Origin of the sequence: Caballeronia grimmiae (assembly GCF_000698555.1) — a bacterium.
Taxonomy (GTDB): Bacteria; Pseudomonadota; Gammaproteobacteria; order Burkholderiales; family Burkholderiaceae; genus Caballeronia; species Caballeronia grimmiae.
On sequence record NZ_JFHE01000049.1, the window covers coordinates 1 to 17707 of the forward strand.

The following is a 17707-nucleotide window of genomic DNA, read 5'->3' on the forward strand; positions in this document are numbered from 1 at the left end:
TGAAGAAAAAGATTATAGACCGGACGCGCCTACGAAGTCAAACAGTCTTTTCATTACGACGCCGACGCCGTGCCCAATCGCGCGCCTTCGCCATCGTTCGAGGCGAACACAGCATTAAGGTGCGCCCGCGAGAGCTTGCCCAGGAGCGGCAACAGGAGAATCGCGACCACTGCTCCGCCCGTCGCGAGCCAGCCGAGCCAGACGAACAAGTGCGTATAAAGCGGCAGCGAGCGCAGCGGATCAAGATCGCCGGAAGGCATGCGCGCCATGTTCGCGACGAGGCTTCCCAAGTACTGCGATACACCCGTCGCCACGAAATATGCGCCCATCATGAAGCCGCCCATGCGAGCCGGCACGTAACGCGCGATCATCGCGAGGCCGAGCCCGGACACCAGCAATTCACCGAGCGAATACAGTCCGTAGCCGGCCACCATGAACCACGACGACACACGCCCTTCCACGGCGTATCGCCCGCTCAGGCCGAACACGAAAAAGCCGATCGCGACGACCACGAAGCCCAGCGCATACTTGCCCGCGACCGGGATATCGCGCCCGCGCCGCGCGCGCCGCGCATAAAGCACGGCGAGGACAGGACTCAGGAACATGATCCAGATTGGATTGAGCGCCTGAAACTGCGCCGCGCTCCAGGTGAAGAGATGAACGCCGCCGATCGAAAACGCCGGGTCGACATTGCGCAGCGCGAAGAGCGTCAGCGACGTCGACATCTGCTGATAGAACACGAAGAAAAGGATCACCTGCATCGTCAGGATCAGCGCGGCGACGAGGCCCGCCCTTTCGCTGCGATCACATCGCGTGAGCATGTAGCCGAAGATCGCCAGAATGCCGAGCCCGGCCACCCGCACGCACGCGCGCGCCACCGTCTGATGCTGGAGGATGAAGACCGTCGCCGCTGCGAGCGCCACGCCGCCCGCTACGACCGCAGCCAAGTGGTGCCAGCGGATCGGCTGATCGTCCGGTGCGGAGCCGATATGCGCAAGCGTGCGGCGCATCAGCGCGAAGTTGGCGAGGCCGAGCAGCATGCCGCCGCAGCAGACGGCAAACGCGGCATGCCAGCCCCAATGGTCCTTGATCCACGGCGTCGCCAGCATCGACGCTGTCGAGCCGATGTTCACCGCCATGTAATAAATCGTGAAGGCGCTGTCGATTTGCGCGTCATCGCCTTCATAGATGCGGCGCACGAGATTAGCCGCATTCGATTTGAACAATCCGTTACCGACGACCACCACGCCCAGCGACGCATACAGGAAGCCGAGCGCATCGAAAGGCAGCGCGAGCATGAGATAACCAGCGGCGAGGACGACCGCGCCAATCGTCATCGTGCGGCGGGTGCCGAGCACCTTGTCGCCGATCCAGCCGCCAACCGACGGCGCCGCGAAAACCAGCGCGGTGAATGCGCCCCAGGTCAGGTTCGCGTATTCATCGGCGAAACCGATTTTGTCGATCATGAACAGCACGAGCAGCGCCGCCATGCCGTAATAGCCAAAACGCTCCCACATTTCGATCAGGAAGACGGTCGTGAACGAGCGCGTCCGCGATACCGCGGGCGTTTGATTCTTCATTGGGAAATCCTTCAACAGCGATAAGCAGTGCGTCGCGTTTTCGAGTAACGCGTTCAGGAGTGGGAACGAACATCGCCCCGTAATGGACGATGGCTGCCAGAAACAGGCAATTATCGCCGATCAGGATTCCGCGGCGAGCGCGTATCTTGAAATGCGCTTGCGCGAATCAGAAACAGCGGAGCGAAGGACTGAGGCACTCACCCGGCGGGCCGGCGCGCGAACGCCAGCACGAGGCCAAATCCGATCATGAGCGCCCCGCTCGTGCGATTGAACCATTTCAGTCTGCGTGCGCCGCGCGAGAAGGAGGTCAGACGCGCACCGAGCGCGGCATAAACGACGATCGCCACGAGTTCGAGCAGCAGAAAGATCGCGCCGAGGATGGCGAAGCTCGTCGCATAGGCCGTGCGATCGACGAACTGGGGAAAGAACGCGGTGAAGACGAGAATCGCCTTCGGATTGCCCGCCGCGACGAGAAACTCCTGGCGCATCAGCCGTGCGACGCCCGCCGGGCCGTCCGCGTCGCCGTTGGGAACGAGCGACGGCCCCGAGCGAATCAGCTTCACGCCGATCCACACGAGATACGCCGCGCCCGCGAGCTTCACCGCCGTGAACAGCGCTTCGGACGCGAGCAACAAAGCGCCGAGCCCAAGTCCCGCGATGGCGATCATGATCGCGAACGCCGCCAGCCGCCCGAACGACGCCAGCACGGAAGCGCGCACGCCTTCGCGCGCGCCGTTCGACAGCGAGAGCATGTTGTTCGGCCCGAAGGCCATGTTGATGGCGAAGCACGCCGGAACGAACAACCAGAAAGTCTGGAGCGACACGATGCACCTGCCGGGAGTCAGAAGCGGTGACGGATGCCCGTCGTGAACATGAGCTGATTACGGCCGCTTGCCGGGTCGTTGCTGTTGATGATCGCCGGCGCTTGCGACGACGCGCGCTGATAGATCGTCTCGACATAGACATCGGTGCGCTTGCCCAACAGATAGTCGACCTGCAACGCGCCTTCGTGCCAGTGCGCCCCGCCGCCGTTCGTGTACACATACATGCCCGCGAGCAGGATGGCCGGCGTCAGCTTGTAGATGCCGTTGACCTCGTAGTTGTTGAGCGCGAGCGAGGCGAGCGCGTCGCCGGTGTCGGCATCGACGGGACCGGTGTTGACCGAGCGCGAGAACGTGCCCGCCAGTTGGAAATCGCCGATGCCGTAACTCATCCCCACGCCGAACGTGTTCTGGCGCTGCACGGTCGCGTTGACTACCGCGCCGGGCGCCGCGCCAGGCAACGTGAGCGTGTCGTAAGCGCCATTGGCCGTGTTGCCGCGCCCGTTGTTGTGCAGATAAGCCGCGCCCGCGCTGAAGGAACCCGCCGAATAATTCGCGCCAATGCTGTACGCGCGATTGTTCGCGAACTGTCCCGCCTGGTTGGAGAACGCGTAGAGGCCGCCGAAGCTGAATCCGCCGTATGTCGCGCTCGTGTACTTCAGCGAATTGGCCGCGAGGAACGAATTGTTGGCGTTGTCGTTGTCGAGCAAGTGGGCGAACGCGGTCCCGCCCGTGCCGCCCGTCAGCGTGAACGGCGCGAAATAGTCGTGCAGCGAGTCGTATTGGCGGCCGAAGGTCAGCGTGCCGAGATCATCGGCGCCGAGTCCGACGTACATCGGATGATCGTTGATGCCCTCGCCCGTCGATACCGCGAAGCCGCGCTCCAGGCGGAAGATCGCCCGTGCGCCGCCGCCGAGATCCTCCGATCCTTGCAGGCCCCAGTAGCTGCCGTCGATGGTCCCGGTGGTCAGCCGATATTGCGCATGGCCGCCGACGTTGTTCACATACGCGACGCCGGTGTCGAGTTCGCCATAAAGCTGCACGGAGCTTTGCGCCCACGCACAGGCCGGAATGCCGACGAACGCGATACACGCGGCCATCACGGCCCTGGATTCCGCTCGATAGCGAGTGCGGGCGGGACGTGCGGCGGAAAGGCAGTCTGCGGGACTGATCGGCATAAGATGCTCCGGATGCGTTTTTTGACTGACGAGATTGTCGATTCCTCGCTCGATCTTGTCAGGTAAAAAACCCGCGTAGGGGCGCGCTGTGACCTCTAACCAACGAACGACCGTCTGCCCCTTTCCTTTCTGCCGATTCGACGCTATTAGCGCCGCCGCACGCGTCGCGCCCTGTCGCTAGAATCGACGCGACGCTTCCCTCATGCAACCGGACCATTCGATGCCCAACAAAACTCTCGCAATCGTCACCGGCCACACGCGCGGCCTCGGCGCGGCGCTGGCCGACACGCTGCTGTCGCTCGACGCCGACATGCTGGCGCTCTCGCGCCATCGCAACGCCGCGCTGGCCGCACGCTATCCCGGCCGGCTGCAGGAAGTCGAACTCGACCTCGCCGATCTCGCCGCCCTCACCGCCTGGCTCGCCGACGGCGCGCTCGGGCGGTTCGTGGCGGGCGCGAATCGCGTGGTGCTGGTGAACAATGCGGGACTGCTCGCCCCGGTCGGGCCGCTCGCGAGTCAGGACGCCGCGGCAATCGCACGCGCAGTCAGCGTGAATGTGGCCGCGCCGCTGATGATCGCCGCTGCGTTCGCCGCGCAGGCAGCGCATGTGGCGGATCGCCGCGTCGCTCATATTTCGAGCGGCGCCGGGCGCAATGCCTATCCCGGCTGGAGCATCTACTGCGCGACGAAAGCCGCGCTCGATCACCACGCCCGCGCCGTCGCGCTCGATGACAACCCGTCGCTGCGGATTTGCAGCGTCGCGCCGGGCGTCGTCGATACGGACATGCAGGCGGAGATTCGCGGCGCCGGGCTCGACCAATTTCCGCTGCGCGAGCGCTTCGATGCGCTCAAGCGCGACGGCCAGCTCGCGACGCCCGAAGAGTCGGCGCGCAAGCTCGTCGATTACTTGTTGAGCGATGCGTTCGGCAGCGCGCCGACCGCCGACATCCGCGAACTGGCCTGACTCTCAGGCGGCGCGCAGCGCGGGCAGTCCGAGCGCCTGCCGCGAGAGGCGGTCTGCATCGGCGTTGCGGGCGCGCGGAATCCATTGCAGGCGCACATCGCCGATCTGCGCGATGAGCGTGCGCACCCGCTCGGCGTGATCCGCGAGCCGGCGGATACCGGCGCTTGCGGGTGCGGCGACGTCGTCGATGACGACGCGGCTGTCGCCGTAGATCACGAGTCGCGTCGCGCCGTTCCGCACCGCTGCCTCGAGGAGCGCGAGCAGCGCAAGATACTCGGCTGCGCTGCTATCGCCGATACCCGCCGTCGCGCTGATCTCGATGCGCTCGCCGTGCGGCGCCTTCAACACGCCGCCGATGCCGATGCGCCCCGGATTCGGCAGCGCGGAACCATCGAACCAGCCGGTCCAGGCGTCGCTTTCACCGGCCGATGAATCGTCGAACGCCGTGCGTCGTTTTGTGCGCGTCGCACGTTCGAGCTGGCGGAGTCGCAATGCATCGGCGGCTTTGGCTTGCGCGGCGCGGCGCGCGTCGACCAGATCGCGCAAAGACTGCTCCGCCGCCGCTTCCTCTAGCGTTCGCACGAGTGCCGCGTGCTCCGACAATCCCGCGTGCCTGACAAGCCTGCGGCTTCGCAAGCGTTCTTTCTTGTAGGCGACGGCAAGCAGTTCGTGCAATTCGACCATGAGCGGCAAGTGGGATTGAGGAGCGGGCAGCTTAGCAGACGCCTGCGCGCGCCACCCGTCGGCACTGGTGGATGCGCCACAGACGGCATGACGGCATGTTCCTTGCTCGCGGAGGAAGATAACCGGACACGCACGGCTGGCGAAACCGCGTTGATCTGACAACCCGCCAGGCATCGGCCTGGAACCTGCAAGGAGCAGATCATGAATCAATCGATGGAGCAGTCTTCCGGCGGCGCGACGATCGTAGGAAAAGGTGCGTCGACGGCTGCCGGTCCGGGGCCAGACGTCATGGCTGCCAGCACGCTCGACGACAATCCGGTGCTCAGCAGCGACGGACACGACGTTGGCTCGGTGAAGGAAATCATGCTGGACGTACGGAGCGGCCGCATCGCGTATGCAGTGTTGTCAAGCGGCGGCTTTCTCGGCATCGGCGACAAATTGCTGGCAGTGCCGTGGAGCGCGCTGACGCTCGACACCGATAATCGATGCTTCCGCATCGCCGCTACCGCCGATCAGGTGCGCAACGCGCCGGGCTTCGACAAGGACGCGTGGCCGTCGATGGCCGACCGCGTCTGGGCGAGCAGCGTTCACACGCACTACGGCCGCGAGCCGTACTGGTCGAACGACACGCGGTCGAGCGACGTCGCCGCCACCGGCGCAATCCCGCCCGGAGGCGTGGACGCGCCCGAAGCGGGCGGCGTCAAGCTCTGATCGCGACGCGCCGGGACGGCATCGCCCCGGCGCGCCGGTCTCGCTAGTCGAGCGGACGTTCGCCGAGCGGAATGTCGACGGTTTCGGAACCGTCGCCCATCAGCGCGCGGAGCACATCGCTCGCGAAATCCTCGACGGCGAAGTGCCATTCGAGCGAACCGACCGGAAAGTCGTTCGGATTACTCTTACCTTGCGCGCGACGAATCGCGCCAACGGACAGACTCAGCGCGCGTGCATGCTGAAAATGCGGATCGTCCGAATCGAGAAACGGCAATTGGTCTTTTTCCATGACTGCCTGAGGCCCCCGTCGCTGACACATGACAACGATATCGGCCGGGATTGCTTGTTCTTTAGCCCGGCTTTTCGAATCTGTCGTTCGCGGACGGCGCGCTGCGTCAACACGAACGAATGACGAAAGGAAGCTGATGACGCCCTATCGGAATCTGGCCGGTAACTCCGGTGTATCCGCATTCGAGATTCGGGACGATAGCATCGAGGTCCGCTTCGCCAACGGCGTCACTTATTTGTACGACTATGGCACGCCGGGCCGGGCGCATGTCGAGCAGATGAAGCGCCACGCCCGCGCCGGACGCGGACTCAGCAGCTACATCTCGCAGGAACGCCCGCCTTACGCCGCCAAAAGCGATCACTGAGCGCGCAGCGCGCCCGTTGCGTCATTCCGCCTTCAGCGCCCGGACGGCAGGAAGGGAACGTTCTCGTTGCTGGTCGCCGTCAACTGATGCATTTGTCTTTGCAGCTTGTTCAGCTGCGCCTGCGCGGCGACGCGACGCGCCTCCAGTTGCGCGAGTTCCTTGCGAGTCTCCTGCTGCCTGAGCGCGACTTCCTGGTCCTGCGTGCTGCCCCGCTGAAGATCGACGCGCACGCGTTCCACCTGCGCTTCAGAATCCGCGATGAGCCGCGCAAACTGGTCGTTTTGTGCCTGGAGATGGATACGCCGCATGTCGGCGTCCGCGAGGCGCATTGCCTGCTCCGCGAAATGGCGGAATGCCGGCTCGGCGGCGCTGATATCGCCGGCTTTCAGCACGCGCCAGACGGCGTCTTCGTGATGAAGCACGGCATAGTAGGTCAGGTCGCGCGGATGGAAAAACAGGCTCGCCGAATAAGCGAAGCTCTGAAACGTGCGAAACGTTGCGAGCACTCCTTGCTGTACCAGCCATTCGACTTCGGCAATCTGCGCGGCCTGCAGCGCGGGCGGTCCCGGTTGCGCCATTGCGCCGACCGCCCGCAGCGGCGTCACACGCGGGGTAGCCGCGGCGGGCAGCGCCTTCGCGGGGAGGTCGTCGGACGAGGTATCGACATCGGATCTGAGCGGTGCGGCGAAACCGACCGGCGCATTCGTTTTTTGCCGCACCAGGAAGGACGGCGTGCTTTCGAGAAGGGTGCCTCGTCTGCTTAGCAGGCTTTTCACAATGACTCCAGGGTTGGCTTGCCGACGATACTCGAAATCGAGCGTTCACGAATCGAAGTCATGCGCGATCGGCTGCCGATAACGTTGCATGGAACTCATCTGGATTGCAAATGACGTCGCCCGTTCGCTATCGGCTGATGAAATCCAAGTATAGGCGAGTCATAAACGGATGCAATTACGGTTTCACGAAGCCTCGCCAACGTTTTAATACAGAGACAAAGCGTCATAATTCGTGCGAAATCGTGTTTCGCGCGGCAACCTAAAAATACAGATAATCACGAATGGCGATAGACAGCCTGCGTTCCGCTGAGTCGCAGATTCGCCAGTTGCGCTGACCGCGCTTTCGACATCAGCGCCACCATGCGCATGATCCTGACACCCTGAACGCCGCAACCAATACCTGGCGTTTGAGCCACGAGCGCTTCGAGCGACTGCAATCGCCCATACAGTTCGATGACCGGCGTGGCTACCGAACCTTCAGCGTTTGTAGCTGACGCGCTGGCGTGCGCGAGCACCGGCTCGCACAGGCGGTCGGGGCCGGCAGACTGGTCGCCGAGCGAGTCGGCAAGAACCTCCGGCGGCTCGTAATGCAGGCGTCCTTCGCTGCGGTCGCGGAAATACTCATAGACCGCTTCCAGATGCAACTTAGACGTTTGTTCGACGCGCCGGGCGGTGGCCGCACATCTTTGCAATTTCCAGTTCTCGCGCTGGCTCACTGCGGCAATCAGATCGGCGATGCCCGTCCTTAATTCGGCTTCGCGCCGCTCTATCAAGGCATGCAGCAATTTCGCTTCCTCGGTAGCCTGATCCGGCAAGCGTTCGCTCCATGCCAAAAAATCGTTAAGTGTGGTCGACATGAAACACTCCGTCGCAATAACCAATAAATTGGTTTTTGGGTCGCTAAATTCGTTTGGATCGCGAATTGTAGAGAATCGGCAGTCAATTGCCATCGCTTTCAGCCGACACGCTTAATCGTAGTCGCTTTGACGAGCCGCGGCACGGTCGATGCTGAACGAGTGCAGCGGCGCGTCTTGCGCCCAATACCAGGAGACAGTCATGAAAGCGACCGCAGCAATCGCAGGCGCACTCCTCGCGCTTGCCAGCACAGCCACTTTCGCGCAAGACATGTCGCGCGATCAGATGAATCAACGTCCGAAACAGATGCAGGGGCAGCCGAGCGCATCGCCGATGCCGGGCTCCAATGATGCATCGCAAGGCGGCGCACCGGCCGGAACGTCCGGCAGCGGCACGCTGATGCAGCAGCGCGAGCAAGGCATGTCTCCGGACGCATCGACAGCGCCGTCTGGTGGCGGGAAGGCGACCGGCACGATGAAGCAGTAAGCCGCGAGAGACGATGCCTGCGTCGGGGTGCCAGGCATCGTCACCAGCGAAGTGCGACACCATGCTCTAACCATTTGTCTTTAGACGACGTGATTCGTAAAAGATCGTTGCGCCTGGCGTAATTAGGAAAAATCTGGCTGTATTTCGCGAGGCTAGCGGTTCAAATGCGCCTTCCTTGGCTCGGACGAGGCAATCTGCAATGAACAACTCGCGCATTTCCGTGGACGCACATCGCGACGTAACGCTGCCGCGTTTCATGCACGGCACCACGCGCGCACACGTGCTTTCGTTGCCAGGAACTCGCGTGCGCACCATTGGGCGGCTTCGCGAATCCACCGCGTTTCCCTGCCAGTGAGCAGATGCCGCTCGACGAGCGCATAGCGCGCTGGTCCGCAACTTGGGCATTCAAGCTGCCCGAGATTGAGGGCTGTTCCCCACACACAAAAGCAGGTCACGGGCGTCGTTGACGGGTCCGGCATGAGTTGTGCTCGTCCGCTCTCGTTCGCCGATGCTCGCTCCTCAGCCTTTGCATTTCGACAAACAAAAAGAAAGACTTCATGCCAGTACGTAACGCCTTTCGACTCGTCCTGATTCCCATTGCGATGATCATGACCGCGCCGGCTTTCGCCAAGTACACCGAAGAGTGGGTGGGCGGCAAAGACGACGCTGAGGCGCACGCCAAGACACGTCAACGTACATGCGGCCCCGCCTCATACGAGCGATGCCCTACAGCCGCACGCCAAGCCGAAGGTGTCCAGCTCACCGTTCGCATCCGATCCGATTGCAGCCTTCGCGGACGACCCCATCGCAGCGTTCGCGCGGTCGCGAAGCAAGTAGACGGCGCGCTGATTCGTCTGAGGCCGCAAACCGCTAACTTCCCTCGCTAAGCAGATTCACAGAAGCCCGCAATTGTCGCCTGACGGTCGCGGGCTTTCGTTCGACTATCGTGTGCTTAGCCGATCAGATCGGCCGGCAGCTTCCCGCCGTTAGCTGCAAGCGCCTGCATCAACTGCTTGTGCAACCAGATATTCATCGACGCGGAATCGTTCATGTCTCCGCCGTAATGCAGTTCAGTTGCAAGTTGCTTGCGATGTTCGAGACTGCTGTCGACTTGCAGCAGCTTCATCAAATCGACGATCGACACGCGCCAGTTCAGCGTTTGGCTGCTCTCACTCGCGAGTTGATCCAGGACGGCCGCGACGTCGATATCTGCCAAGGCCTGAGAGGGCGCGCTGCCCTCGACGGCGGGCGCAGGCGCCGGGTCCGGCTCGACGACCGGCGCCGGCTGCTCCGGCTTGGCTCTGTGGAAGATCTTGCCCACGATGTCACCGAAGATACTCATGTCTGTGTCCTTGTTCGAATTGAAATACGGCCGAACGCAGGGCTGACGCTTCGACCGCAGCGAGCCTGCCGCGCCTTAACGCGGACATCGCGGCTCAGTTGACCCTCGTGGACAATTCGAGCGGAATGAAGACGAAATATTGCAGCGGGACGGCCAGTAGTACGCTTCAATTCGGCGGCGCGCTCCGTTTGCGTATCGGCTGGCAGATTATCGAAACGAGTCCGAGGCGCCATGCGCCCGTGACGCGGGCAGCAAGAGTCCGCGAATTCTCGACGCCACAGAAACTCTTCTGCCGCCCTACTAAGGCATTTGCCGCATCGCTCTTCTGGCCTGGCGGGTTCGCTTTCGCCGCAGGTCGCTGAGCGCTTTGCGGAGAGCATCGTACTGTTCCCAATAGCCCAACTCCTTGAGCCAATCACGCACCTGCACAGGGCTCACGCCGCGCTCCAGCGCCGCGTCCTGCATGGTGATATCTCCGCGTAACAGCCGTCTGGCGACCGCGCGCCGCTGGGTTTTCGTCGTAATCGGGATGGGGGGTATGACTCGCATAGGAAATTGTCCGTTATAAGTCAGCGTTTGACGTCGCTGATGTGTTTGCATACGACATCGAATCGGAACGCTAGACTCGTCGGCAAAGCTGGAGTTGCGGATGTTCATCGATTTCACTAATGCCAGAACCGGCGCATCGCAATTAGCTATGCACTCATCGCGCAGCGAACCTTCAGTGTCGATGCGTTCAATCAGCGGACTGAACATGTTGCACTGCTCCATTGTCGATCGCTCGCGGTACTTGCACGTGCCGATCGGCAATGACGGCATAGGGTCGATTAAATCTCATGCGTTCATCAAGCGCGTTGTGCTTGCTTGCGACAGCCACCCGATTCATTGGACAGCGATAGTCGTTTTCATCGCCCGCGCGGACGCTAATCCTCTCAAAGCTGGACCCTTCATACTTTGTTTTCCTTATTGATTTGTGGATGAGCGTATGTGGGAAATTGAAGCGCAACTGCTCTGCCTCTCGCCATCGGAGCAGACCTAAAAAGGGAAGATGAGTGGGATGTGGTATCGGTTCGACTGCTTTCTTGATGCTTCAGCGATTCGCCATAGCGCAATTGAATCGCCCACTTATTCCATTGTTCAGGACGACTGCCAAATAGCATGAAAAATCTGATTCCGATGACCTCAGGCTGCAATTGATCAATTTCAACCTAGGCGGTGACCGAATCACACGGGTTCGACGGCTTCAAGCAAGCGCGCCCCGCGTGTCTTTGTCATGTGACGCGGGACTCATCTCTGATCGGATTGCTCATAATCGCGCGCGATGGTAAGCGACCACACAACCAGCTAGCGACAAGAATGGCAAAAGAAGCGATGCGGCGATACGGTGCCCAGAGCACGCGCTCGTGATAGTCCGTCTGACACGCACATAGAACTGGCGATGCGTTAGGAGACGGCGCTGCCTCGCCAATCCGAATATATTCGCCAATGCGCCGACCAGCCCCCCGACTTTCAGGATTCGACACAGTTGTCGCGCCTAAACTCGAAGGCACCAATAACCATGAATCGGTGTCGTCAACGACCGTGAGCCGTTTTGCCGACCGCTAAAACAAAAATCCCGCAAGTCTCAATGACTATGCGGGATTTCATAAATCTCTGGCGGAGAGAGGGGGATTCGAACCCCCGATAGGTTTTACCCTATACACGCTTTCCAGGCGTGCGACTTAAACCGCTCATCCATCTCTCCGGAAGTCCGCAATTATACCAACTTCGCGCCGCCCGCCTAGCCCCTATGGATGACGAATGTAATCGACCAGTGCGCGCGTGTATTCATCGGGCTTGCGGTCGATCAAACTCACCACGATCGCCACCGCAAAGCCCGCCGGCACGCCGAACACGCCCGATCCGATCGGCTCGATGCCCAGCCAGCGCGGCCCGTCGAAGCCGGTCAGATGTGTAAAGAATGGATACGTCGACACGATGTAGTACACGCACACGACGAGTCCCGCGATCATGCCCGCGACGACGCCCCGCTGCGTCGTCCGCTTCCAGAACACGCCGAGCACCAGCGCCGGAAACAGTCCCGATGCCGCCAGCGAAAACGCCGCGCCCACGAGGAACAAGATGTTGCCCGCATTCAGCGACGCCACGTACGACGCCAGCAGCGCCACGCCGAGCAACAGAATCTTCGAAATCGTCACGCGCCGCTGGCTCGTGGCGCGACGATCGACCATGCAGTAGTAGACGTCGTGCGAGAGCGCGTTGGCAATCGTGAGCAGCAAGCCATCCGCAGTCGAAAGCGCAGCCGCCAGCGCGCCCGCCGCGATCAGTCCCGAAATCACATAAGGCAGTCCCGCGATTTCCGGCGCCGCGAGCACCACCATGTCCGGCTGCATCTGGATGCCGGCCCATCGCACGATGCCGTCGCCGTTCACGTCGCTCACGCGAATCAGATACGGTTCGATACGCCGCCACTGCGTCACCCATTGCGGCAAATCCGCGAACCGATGCCCGACGAGGCCCGTCAGAATCTCATGCTTGATGAGCACCGCGAGCACCGGCACCGTCAGATAGAACAACGCCACGAAAAACAGCGTCCAGCCGACCGAACGCCGCGCCGACGCAACCGACGTCGTCGTGTTGTAGCGGGTGAGAATGTGCGGCAGGCTCGCCGTGCCGATCGACAGACACAGGATCAGCGCGAGAAAGTTCAGTTGATGCGTACGCGGGCTTTCATCGTCGGTCGACGTGCGCGCGAACGCATCGGTCATCGGCACCGGGGCGGCGACGCGCCCGGTCAGCGCATCGCGTTCGCGGGACCATCGGGCTTGCGCGTCGGCGGGATCGCGAGGAAACGACGCCAGTTCGCGCTCGCGTTCGTTGATCTCGCGCAGCGGGCCGTTGCGTCGCCGCAGTTCCGCGATCTCATCGACGAGGCGCGCGTGCTCGTCGAAGTAAGAACGCGGCAGCGCATCGATGCGCTGCTGCATGCGCGCCGCCTGCCTCCCATACTCGTCACGCACACGGGCTTCGTCGGGCGACGCCGCCAGCTGGCGCTCGAGCGCTTCGACACGCTCCATCACGCGGCCATAGCTCAGTTGCGGGAACCAGCCGAGCCCGTCGCGATGGCCGATCATCGAGACGGGAATCAGAATCGCGCTGATCAGGATGATGTATTGCGCCACCTGCGTCCACGTGACCGCCCGCATGCCGCCGAGAAACGAACACACGAGGATGCCCGCCAGCCCGCAGAAGATGCCGATGGAAAACTCGATGCCGATGAAGCGCGACGCGATCAGCCCGATGCCCTGAATCTGCGCGACCAGATAAACGAACGAGCAGAGAATCGCCGCAACGGCCGCGAGTCCGCGCACGAGGTTGCTCGAGAAGCGCGTGCCGAGGAAGTCCGGAATCGTGTAGCGCGCGAGCTTGCGCACATAAGGCGCGAGAAGGAACGCGACGAGGCAATAGCCGCCGGTCCAGCCCATCACGTAGGCGAGGCCGTCGTAGCCGCTCGCGTAAATCGATCCGGCCAGCCCGATGAACGATGCCGCCGACAGCCAGTCAGCCGCGGTCGCCATGCCATTGAACGCTGATGGCACGCGCCGTCCGGCCACGTAGTATTCGACGAGATCGGAGGTGCGCGACAGAAGGCCGATCACGGCATACACGGCAATCGGCACGAACAGAAACACATAGCCGACCCACATGCCCGCGCCCGCCACGCGCTCGATGCGCTCCATCACGAAGATGAACAGCAGGAAGCCGAGCGTATAGAGCGCGTAGGTGAGGACGAGGCGATTCGTGAGCTTCATCGCACCGGATCGTCCGGCGGGGACTCGGCGACGTTCGCGGCAAAGTTCGCGGACACATCGTCGCCCGCTATCGCAACGGCGCGCGCCAGACGCGCATCGGCAATCTGCATCAGCACGATATAGATGACGATCAGCGTCACGTAGACGAGGATCGCGCCTTGTGCGCCGAAATAGAACGGCAGCGGAAAACCCGCGATGCGAACGTGCTGAAGGCGTTGCGCGAAAAGCGGCACGCCGAACGAGACGACGAAGCCGACCGTCATCAGCACCGCGATCAGCGCGACATTGAAGCGCCAGTAAGCGCGATGGGCGCGCGCCATCGCCGCCGGCACGGGCGGCGGCGGAGCGAGTGTGGAGTTGAGGGTATCGGCGTGCGGCGTGGCCATGCGGTTATTTACCAAAACCGCGTCACGCCGGCAATCGGGATCGACCGCCGCTATTCAAAGCGGCGGCCGCATGAGGCGGTTTAGCGTGCCTCGCCCAGTTGATCGAGAATCGCGGGGTTCTCGAGCGTGGACACGTCCTGCGTGATCTCCTCGCCCTTCGCGAGCGAGCGCAACAGACGCCGCATGATCTTGCCCGAGCGCGTCTTCGGCAGGTTCTCGCCGAAGCGGATGTCCTTCGGCTTCGCGATCGGCCCGATCTCCTTGCCGACCCAGTTGCGCAGTTCGGTGGCGATCTGCTTCGCTTCATCGCCCTCGGGACGCGTGCGCTTGAGCACGACGAACGCGACGACCGCTTCGCCCGTCGTATCGTCCGGACGGCCGACGACCGCCGCTTCCGCTACGATCGGATTCGCGACGAGCGCCGACTCGATCTCCATCGTGCCGAGCCGGTGACCCGAGACGTTCAGCACGTCGTCGATGCGGCCCATGATCGTGAAGTAGCCGGTTTCCTTGTCGCGCACCGCGCCGTCGCCGGCGAGATACAGCTTGCCGCCGAGTTCTTCGGGGAAGTAGCTCGTTTGATAACGCTTCGGGTCGCCCCAGACATTGCGCAGCATCGACGGCCACGGACGCTTCACGACGAGAATGCCGCCCTGCCCGTTCGGCACGTCCTGACCGGTTTCATCGACGATCGCGGCCATGATGCCCGGCAGCGGCAGCGTGCACGAGCCCGGCACGAGCGGCGTCGCGCCCGGCAGCGGCGTGATCATGTGGCCGCCGGTTTCGGTCTGCCACCACGTATCGACGATCGGGCATTGTCCGCGGCCCACGTTCTCGTAATACCACATCCACGCTTCCGGATTGATCGGCTCGCCGACCGTGCCGAGAATGCGCAGCGTCGACAGGTCGTAGCTCTTGGGATGCACCTTCGCGTCGGCCTCCGACACCTTGATGAGCGAGCGGATCGCGGTGGGCGCCGTATAGAAGACAGTGACCTTGTGACGCTGGATCATCTCCCAGAAGCGGCCCGCGTTCGGATACGTCGGCACGCCTTCGAACATGACCTGCGTTGCGCCGATTGCGAGCGGCCCGTACGCGATATAGCTATGGCCCGTGATCCAGCCGATGTCCGCCGTACACCAGAAGACGTCGCCCGGCTTCATGTCGAAGGTCCACTTCATCGTCTGGGCGGCCCACAGCAGGATGCCCGCCGTGCTGTGCTGCACGCCCTTCGGCTTGCCCGTGGAACCCGACGTGTACAGGATGAAAAGCGGATGCTCCGCGCCGACCCACTCGGGCTCGCACTGCGGCGCTTCGTTCTCGACGATCTCGTGCAGCCACGCATCGCGGCCTTCGGTCCACGCGACATTGCCGCCCGTGCGCCGATACACGATGACATCTTTCACGGCCTCGCAGCCGCCGGCGGCGAGCGCCTCGTCGGCGATGCTCTTCAACGGCAGCGCCTTGCCGCCGCGCATCTGTTCGTCAGCGGTGATGAGCGCGACTGCGCCGACATCGACGAGACGCTCGTTGAGCGACTTCGACGAGAAGCCGCCGAACACGACCGAATGCGTGGCGCCGATGCGCACGCACGCCTGCATCGCGACGACGCCTTCCACCGACATCGGCAGATAGATGACGACGCGGTCGCCCTTCTTCACGCCGCGCTTCTTGAGAGCGTTGGCGAGGCGGGACACGCGTTCGAGCAGGTCCTGATAGGTAACGTTGGTGACGGCGCCGTCGTCGGCTTCGAAGATGATCGCGGTCTCGTTGCCGCGGCCCGCTTCGACGTGACGGTCGAGGCAGTTGTACGACGCGTTCAGCTCACCGTCGGCGAACCACGTGTAGAACGGCGCGTTGGATTCGTCTAGCACGTTCGTGAAGGGCTTGTGCCACGAGAGCGTTTCGCGCGCGAGCCGCGCCCAGAAGCCTTCGTAATCGCGTTCGGCTTCGGCGGCGAGCGCCTTGTAGGCGTCCATGCCCGATATCGCCGCTCCCGACGATGCCTTGGCTGACGGCGGAAACACGCGTTTTTCCTGAAGAACCGATTCGATCGCAGACATCGACAACCCCTCTGATGATGATTCCAAGAACCGCCGGCGCGCCTCGTGTGAACCGATCGCGCCGCATGTTATGAGGTTCGAAAGCGGGACGCCCGTGCGCGTTTCCTGCCAGAACCCTGTCTCCCTTCCATGCAAAGCTGCGGAGCCTTGCGCTCCGCCATCTTCCAGCACTGGTTCGAAGATATGCCGCCCAACTTACCCGCTTCTTACGCGAGCGCGCTTGCTGGCACGGGGTATACACGGAGTCGGCGCGGCTTCTACAATGCGTCCCCACAATCGTAACTGAACTCGTCGCGCGCTTGTCGTGCACGCGGCGCGGAAATTCATCGCGTGAACCGTTACGCCCTCTGTCTCATCGCGTCGATGCTGCTCGTCGGGAGCAACGTCGGCATCGGCAAGTCGATTGTCGCAAGCGTGCCGGCGCCGCTCTTCGCGCTGCTGCGCTTCGTAATCGCGCTCGCGGTGCTGTGGCCGCTCTTTCGTCTATCCAAGATGAAGCGCGTGCGCCGCGCCGAGTGGATCAACCTCTTCCTGCAAGCCCTGTTCGGCACGTTCGGCTTCACGCTGCTGATGCTCAACGGCGTCGCGCGCACGAGCGCGGTCGCGGCGGGTGTCATCACGAGCACGTTGCCTGCCGTCGTCGCCCTGTTCGCGTGGCTCATTCTCAAGGAGCGCCCGGGCGGACGCGCGTTCGTTTCCATCGCGTTAGGCGTCGTCGGCGTGGTCATCGTCAACGTGGCGCAGAGCGGCGGCGCGCACGCGGCGGCCGATGCCAACGCGGGCGGCGCCGGTTCGCTCGCGGGCAATCTGATGATCGTGGGCGCGGTGTGCTGCGAATCGCTTTACGTGATCCTCTCGCGGCGGCTCACGCAGACGCTGCCGGCCATCGACATCTGCGCATACACGCACGGCTTCGGCCTCCTGCTGATGCTCCCGCTCGGCCTGCCGTCCGCACTCGCGTTCGACTGGAGTAGCGTCGACCGGATCACGTGGGCGCTCGTCGGCTGGTACGGGCTTTCGGCCAGCGTCTTCTCCTTCTGGCTCTGGATGAAGGGCATCCGCCATGTGCCCGGCAGTCTCGCGGGCGTGTTCTCCGCCGTGCTGCCCGTGGCGGCGGCGCTCTATGGCATCGTGTTTCTCGGCGAACGGCCGACGCTCGCGCACGGCGCGGCGCTCGCCTGCGTGATGGCGGGCATCCTGCTGGCGAGCCTTCGCCGCCCGCCGCGCAGAGCGCAGGAAAGCAGCGAATCCGGCGTCTGAACAGGCCCGCCGCAATGGGCGTCACGGCGGCATCGCGCGCCGACGCGCTACAATATCGCGCTTTATCACGCGACTTTCGCGCAGCCCTTGCATACGCGGCGCGCGTTCCGGTTTCGCGTTCATCGTTTCAATCGCT

The 17707-nt window shown here is 63.0% G+C and carries 17 protein-coding genes and 1 tRNA gene; 5 read left to right on the forward strand and 13 right to left on the reverse strand.

The features are described from left to right. Positions 1 to 53: 53 nt before the first annotated feature. The 3 genes from BG57_RS27475 to BG57_RS27485 form a co-directional block, all read right to left on the reverse strand. On the reverse strand, positions 54 to 1580 hold the full coding sequence (locus BG57_RS27475) for a peptide MFS transporter (protein WP_035970046.1): 1527 nt from the start codon (positions 1578 to 1580) through the stop codon (positions 54 to 56). Between the two features lie 197 nt (positions 1581 to 1777). After that, complete coding sequence (locus BG57_RS27480; protein ID WP_035970047.1) at positions 1778 to 2404, reverse strand: LysE family translocator; 627 nt, start codon at positions 2402 to 2404, stop codon at positions 1778 to 1780. A gap of 17 nt (positions 2405 to 2421) precedes the next feature. After that, on the reverse strand, positions 2422 to 3501 hold the full coding sequence (locus BG57_RS27485; RefSeq protein WP_035970048.1) for a porin: 1080 nt from the start codon (positions 3499 to 3501) through the stop codon (positions 2422 to 2424). 298 nt (positions 3502 to 3799) lie between these two features. Between BG57_RS27485 and BG57_RS27490 the strand changes: the two genes are divergently transcribed. After that, a complete protein-coding gene (locus BG57_RS27490) occupies positions 3800 to 4543 on the forward strand; it encodes an SDR family oxidoreductase (protein WP_035970085.1) in 744 nt (247 codons plus the stop codon). 3 nt (positions 4544 to 4546) lie between these two features. Here BG57_RS27490 and BG57_RS27495 read toward each other — a convergent pair whose 3' ends face one another. Then, the gene (locus BG57_RS27495; RefSeq protein ID WP_035970050.1) at positions 4547 to 5227 is read right to left on the reverse strand and encodes a reverse transcriptase-like protein; all 681 of its coding nucleotides are present in this window, start codon (positions 5225 to 5227) and stop codon (positions 4547 to 4549) included. Between the two features lie 201 nt (positions 5228 to 5428). Here BG57_RS27495 and BG57_RS27500 point away from each other — a divergent pair, with 201 nt between their 5' ends. Further along, positions 5429 to 5938 (forward strand): PRC-barrel domain-containing protein, encoded by a 510-nt coding sequence (locus BG57_RS27500; protein ID WP_035970052.1) that lies wholly within the window; start codon positions 5429 to 5431, stop codon positions 5936 to 5938. Between the two features lie 43 nt (positions 5939 to 5981). Here the strand turns inward: BG57_RS27500 and BG57_RS27505 are convergent, their stop codons facing one another. Next, entirely contained in the window at positions 5982 to 6227 is a 246-nt protein-coding gene (locus tag BG57_RS27505; protein ID WP_035970053.1) for a hypothetical protein, read from the reverse strand. 136 nt (positions 6228 to 6363) lie between these two features. On the opposite strand from BG57_RS27505, the gene BG57_RS27510 reads away from it, so the two are divergent. Beyond that, a complete protein-coding gene (locus BG57_RS27510) occupies positions 6364 to 6591 on the forward strand; it encodes a hypothetical protein (RefSeq protein WP_035970054.1) in 228 nt (75 codons plus the stop codon). Between the two features lie 32 nt (positions 6592 to 6623). Here the strand turns inward: BG57_RS27510 and BG57_RS27515 are convergent, their stop codons facing one another. Further along, positions 6624 to 7367 carry a DUF2968 domain-containing protein gene (locus BG57_RS27515; protein ID WP_035970055.1) on the reverse strand — a complete coding sequence of 248 codons (744 nt, stop codon included), beginning with the start codon at positions 7365 to 7367 and terminating at the stop codon, positions 6624 to 6626. A 275-nt stretch (positions 7368 to 7642) separates the two neighbouring features. After that, positions 7643 to 8224 carry a hypothetical protein gene (locus BG57_RS27520; protein WP_035970056.1) on the reverse strand — a complete coding sequence of 194 codons (582 nt, stop codon included), beginning with the start codon at positions 8222 to 8224 and terminating at the stop codon, positions 7643 to 7645. A 199-nt stretch (positions 8225 to 8423) separates the two neighbouring features. Between BG57_RS27520 and BG57_RS27525 the strand changes: the two genes are divergently transcribed. Then, a complete protein-coding gene (locus tag BG57_RS27525) occupies positions 8424 to 8708 on the forward strand; it encodes a hypothetical protein (protein ID WP_035970087.1) in 285 nt (94 codons plus the stop codon). 952 nt (positions 8709 to 9660) lie between these two features. Here BG57_RS27525 and BG57_RS27535 read toward each other — a convergent pair. The 6 genes from BG57_RS27535 to acs all read right to left on the reverse strand — a co-directional run bounded on the left by BG57_RS27535 (position 9661) and on the right by acs (position 16311). Then, the gene (locus BG57_RS27535; protein ID WP_035970060.1) at positions 9661 to 10050 is read right to left on the reverse strand and encodes a DUF3597 domain-containing protein; all 390 of its coding nucleotides are present in this window, start codon (positions 10048 to 10050) and stop codon (positions 9661 to 9663) included. Positions 10051 to 10350: 300 nt separating this feature from the next. Continuing rightward, positions 10351 to 10806 carry a hypothetical protein gene (locus tag BG57_RS27540; protein ID WP_152562721.1) on the reverse strand — a complete coding sequence of 152 codons (456 nt, stop codon included), beginning with the start codon at positions 10804 to 10806 and terminating at the stop codon, positions 10351 to 10353. Positions 10807 to 11704: 898 nt separating this feature from the next. Beyond that, a tRNA-Ser gene (locus tag BG57_RS27545) sits at positions 11705 to 11794 on the reverse strand. A 43-nt stretch (positions 11795 to 11837) separates the two neighbouring features. Beyond that, a complete protein-coding gene (locus tag BG57_RS27550) occupies positions 11838 to 13862 on the reverse strand; it encodes a VC_2705 family sodium/solute symporter (RefSeq protein ID WP_035970062.1) in 2025 nt (674 codons plus the stop codon). Then, on the reverse strand, positions 13859 to 14248 hold the full coding sequence (locus BG57_RS27555) for a DUF4212 domain-containing protein (RefSeq protein ID WP_035970063.1): 390 nt from the start codon (positions 14246 to 14248) through the stop codon (positions 13859 to 13861). Before BG57_RS27555 ends, BG57_RS27550 begins: the two co-directional genes overlap by 4 nt. 80 nt (positions 14249 to 14328) lie before the next feature. After that, positions 14329 to 16311: an acetate--CoA ligase gene (acs, locus tag BG57_RS27560; protein WP_035970064.1), complete on the reverse strand. Its 1983-nt coding sequence runs from the start codon at positions 16309 to 16311 to the stop codon at positions 14329 to 14331. Positions 16312 to 16641: 330 nt separating this feature from the next. On the opposite strand from acs, the gene BG57_RS27565 reads away from it, so the two are divergent. Continuing rightward, positions 16642 to 17571, forward strand: a complete 930-nt coding sequence (locus BG57_RS27565; protein WP_035970065.1) for a DMT family transporter — start codon at positions 16642 to 16644, stop codon at positions 17569 to 17571. The last annotated feature ends 136 nt before the right edge of the window (positions 17572 to 17707 follow it).